The sequence below is a fragment of the Candidatus Sordicultor fermentans genome (assembly GCF_012728195.1).
Classification (GTDB): Bacteria; Atribacterota; Atribacteria; order Atribacterales; family Caldatribacteriaceae; genus Sordicultor; species Sordicultor fermentans.
Window position 1 is genome coordinate 1 of sequence record NZ_JAAYFP010000122.1, and the last position, 3,576, is coordinate 3,576.

Annotated in this window: 5 protein-coding genes and 1 riboswitch; of the genes, 2 read left to right on the top strand and 3 right to left on the bottom strand. The window is 43.0% G+C overall.

What is annotated here, in order from left to right; all coding sequences use genetic code 11:
- On the bottom strand, nucleotides 1-900 hold a 900-nt coding region (locus GXZ17_RS06530), incomplete at its 3' end, for a TonB-dependent receptor (RefSeq protein WP_409376486.1).
- Between the two features lie 191 nt (nucleotides 901-1,091).
- Nucleotides 1,092-1,268: riboswitch (cobalamin riboswitch) on the bottom strand.
- A 35-nt stretch (nucleotides 1,269-1,303) separates the two neighbouring features.
- Here GXZ17_RS06530 and GXZ17_RS06535 point away from each other — a divergent pair.
- The gene (locus GXZ17_RS06535) at nucleotides 1,304-1,489 is read left to right on the top strand and encodes a hypothetical protein (protein WP_409376487.1); all 186 of its coding nucleotides are present in this window, start codon (nucleotides 1,304-1,306) and stop codon (nucleotides 1,487-1,489) included.
- A 747-nt stretch (nucleotides 1,490-2,236) separates the two neighbouring features.
- Here the strand turns inward: GXZ17_RS06535 and GXZ17_RS06540 are convergent.
- Both GXZ17_RS06540 and GXZ17_RS06545 read right to left on the bottom strand, forming a co-directional pair.
- Nucleotides 2,237-2,647 carry an ImmA/IrrE family metallo-endopeptidase gene (locus tag GXZ17_RS06540; RefSeq protein WP_409376488.1) on the bottom strand — a complete coding sequence of 137 codons (411 nt, stop codon included), beginning with the start codon at nucleotides 2,645-2,647 and terminating at the stop codon, nucleotides 2,237-2,239.
- 11 nt (nucleotides 2,648-2,658) lie between these two features.
- The gene (locus GXZ17_RS06545) at nucleotides 2,659-3,060 is read right to left on the bottom strand and encodes a helix-turn-helix domain-containing protein (RefSeq protein ID WP_409376489.1); all 402 of its coding nucleotides are present in this window, start codon (nucleotides 3,058-3,060) and stop codon (nucleotides 2,659-2,661) included.
- Nucleotides 3,061-3,151: 91 nt separating this feature from the next.
- Between GXZ17_RS06545 and GXZ17_RS06550 the strand changes: the two genes are divergently transcribed.
- Nucleotides 3,152-3,496 (top strand): RNA polymerase sigma factor, encoded by a 345-nt coding sequence (locus tag GXZ17_RS06550; RefSeq protein ID WP_409376490.1) that lies wholly within the window; start codon nucleotides 3,152-3,154, stop codon nucleotides 3,494-3,496.
- The last annotated feature ends 80 nt before the right edge of the window (nucleotides 3,497-3,576 follow it).

A 3,576-nucleotide genomic window follows, 5' to 3' on the forward strand; every position in this document is an offset into this window, starting at 1 on the left:
CCACTCGCCCGGATTATCATAGTAGCGTCTGTTAGTATCATGCCAAATCATTAGATTGATGTCGCGATCTTCCTCTTGTTTTTGCCATTTAAGGTTTACATTGAAATCACGGTCTTCTTGTTCTGCGTTGGGAGTAGGGTGGTCAGAAGGACCGGGCAGCCCCTGCTGTTGGTCGTAATAGCGAATCGTTAGATCCAAATTGGTTTGTTGGTCTAGCTTTCTGGATATTTTACTCATGAAACTAATTTTATCCAGCTGGCTGTTCTCCCGCTCTCCATCTGTTTTGTAATAGTGGCCGGTTAGGAAGTATTGGGTATCATCATTTTGGTTCTGGTAGGAAAGTTGGTATTTTTGAGTATTATAACTTCCTCCATAAATGGCTCCTGACCAGTGGGAGCCTCCTTCTCTGCCGCGGGTAATGATATTAATCACACCTCCCAAGGCATTGGCGCCATAAAGAGCAGAAGCTGGACCACGGTAGATTTCAATTTTTTCTATAATGTCTGTGGGAATTTGACCCAGATCAATTTTGCCTGATTGGGGGTTATTCACCACTTGACCATCGATCATTATCAGAACCTGTTCTGGAGATGAACCACGAATGCTGGCCGTTTTGATGCCTCCGGGATAACCGTAATCGGCAATTTCCAGGCCAGACACATTTCTTATAACCTCGGCTAAGTTTTCTGCCTGAGAAATTGTGATCTCTTCTCTGCTAATGGTTTCTACGCTGGCGAGTGAATCTATCAGCTCTTCTGGATATTTTGAGGCAATTACTATAATCTCTTCCATAGGAAAAATTAATTCTTCCAGTTGAGCTGCCCAAACACCACTGATATTAAAAAACATGCTAAAAACAACCACGCAGAGAGTAAATACTGAATGAACTTTCTTGTGCATCGTTTACTTGCCTCCTTTAATTAATATTGGTGGATCTAACCCATCTTTGCTTCTTGCTGCCTGAGCAGCTGTTTTCTGTTCCATTTAGTGTAGATAGAGCAAATAAAAAAGCTGCCTCCTCTTATGAGAAGGCAGCTTGCCGAACTTACCAAAACTTGGTTTATTCCTGCTTTCCCTCTGTGTCGGAGGTAATATAAGCAGACAATCGTGGCAAGTCTTCTGGCTTCCAGCCCCTTTTTGGCATCATCCTTCCCACCCACTAGGCAGTGAATGATACCGGGTTGCGCTGGTTACAGATGCGACAACAGCAACGGCTTCTCACCGTTTTCCTTTTTAATCAGTCAAGAACCACGACTGGTCAAAACTTTATTCAACTTTGATTAACATCCTAACATGACTTAAAATGAATTACAAGGTTGATAGGATAAAAAGAGACTTTGTACTGGGAGGACATAAAGCAGTAGCCATCGCTTTGGTTAGAGAACGGGTAGAAGATATTTACTTTGTTTCTGATTTTCCTCTCTCTAGTAGAGAAAATTTTTATGAACCCAGGCTGCGCAATGGTCTCCAAAAATATCGGTCTATATAGGGCTTTTCCTTTTGGAGGTTCCCGTTTTCGGGTAAGCAACAAAAATTAAAAAACCTTGAAAGGCTTATGAACTGAGGAATTGCGATGTAATTATACCACATTTTTCTGGTAAAAAATGAGCAAGTTGAGTTACTGAGAATGTGCTCATGCCTTCTGTAGTTGTCGCCACCTCCGGGAGTTAACTCAAGCTCTCAAGGGCTATCCCAGAGAAGATGAAAGAGATAGTCCCGGAAGAGGTAGAAAGAAACAGAGTAAAGCTAAGAATTTACTGGATAGGCTCATCAAGTACTAAAAAGATGCTCTCCGGTTTATGGAGGGCTTTCAGGTTTCTTTTGATGATAACCTGGCAGAGAGGGGCCTACGTATGGCCAAAGCGAAGAGAAGATATCAGGTTGTTTTCGTTCTTGAGAAAGGAGCTAATTACTTTTGTCGTATCCGTGGTTTATCTCTACAGTGAGAAAACAAGGTAAGAATGTATTGGAGTGTTTAGGCCAAGCTTTTCAGTCATTTAAAGAGCGACCATTTTATTGTCTGAAGGATAGGCTGTGTAGTTGCTTTGCCACTACGCTTTTAGAAGAATAAAATGTGAATGCCTGTATTTACTGGGTTTCAAATATCAGAAAAGGTAAAAAACCAGGGGAAACTATCAAGGTTCGGTCAACCGTTAGGCTATCCATGCTTGCAGTGACAGAATGATATGGCGCCATGGGTTGCTCTCGGGCTGCCTGTCCCGGCTTATTTATGAGCTTAAGAGAAATCTCTGTCTCTGGCCCAGAATTTCCAGGAGAGGGTTTCCCGCCAGTATTCCTCCACAAGACACCAGGCAAAGAAATCAGCTTCCTTTTCTTCGCGGTTTATGGTGTACTCCTGGCAGAGAAATATGGGACGAAATCGATTATTCCAGTGAAAGAAATAGTGGGCTAACTCGTGAAGAATGGTTTTCACTTCTTCTGCTTCTCGCAACCTTTGATTCACCCCCAGAAAAGTTTGTCCCCGGCGTTGGGCTAGAACTCCCTTAAATCCTCGCAAGTCATAAAACTCAACAATTATGCCCTCCTTTTCTGCTAATTTAAGCGCTTCGATTTCACTATTTATCCGGGGAAGGGAGGAAGAAAAACTCTCTATTTTTTCGATACTTTCTGGAGATAAGCTAATCAAGGGGTAAATCTTTAATCCCTGTCCTCTCTTTTTTGCTTTTCTATCAAATATTCCAAAAAATCAACGAGAGATTTTTTGGACTCTTCGTTTAGCTCCCCTAGGTGGTCTAAAAAGAGGGTATCAAACTCTCGAGCCACCCGTTCTAGTTTCTGGTCTAAATCGGGAGGCAGAGGCTCCAGATAGCCATACCACTCCAGCAGCTCTCTCTCTGCTATGCCCAGAGTTTTGGCTGCCTTTATCAGATAGTTGGCGGTGGGTTTTCTTCTACCTAACTCCACGTCAGAAACGGTAGATTTGGAAACTCCCATTTCTCGAGCTAATCCCCTGACCGACCAACCCTTTTTATTTCTCAGCTCTCTTAATCTCTGTCCTTTGTCCTGCCAGTCGCCCATAACAAGTAAATTATAGAACACTTATCTCCAAAAAGAAAGAGGGAATTCAAAAATTCTTTTGTTGACCCACAGGACTTATAGTCCTATAATAAGGACAAATAAGGAGGTGCTTATGGACGAGGCAGAACTTTTCCACTACTGGAACAAGCGATTGAAGGAAGAAGGACTGGGAGTATATAAAGGAGGAAGAGAGATACTTTTACCCGACCTCATAGAAAAATACTCTGCGCCTTTCAAAGAAAAGAGGAAAAACATCTCCCTACCTCTTGAGGTTCTCAGCCCTCGCCAGCGAGAGGCGATTTATCTTCTCTTCTACGATGGGCTATCGGAGGCAGAAGCAGCAGAAACACTGGGCATCTCTCGCTCCTCTCTCCGCACCCACCGCGATAGAGCCCTGGAGAAACTTAAAACAGAGCTGGAAAAGAATTGGTGGAGAAAGGATAATGAGGTAAAATAGAAGCAAGATTAAAAGGGGAGTTGGTTTCTTTGTTGACTGCTGGGTTAGAAGGGGTCAAAAAGCTTGTGGTAAAAGGGGTC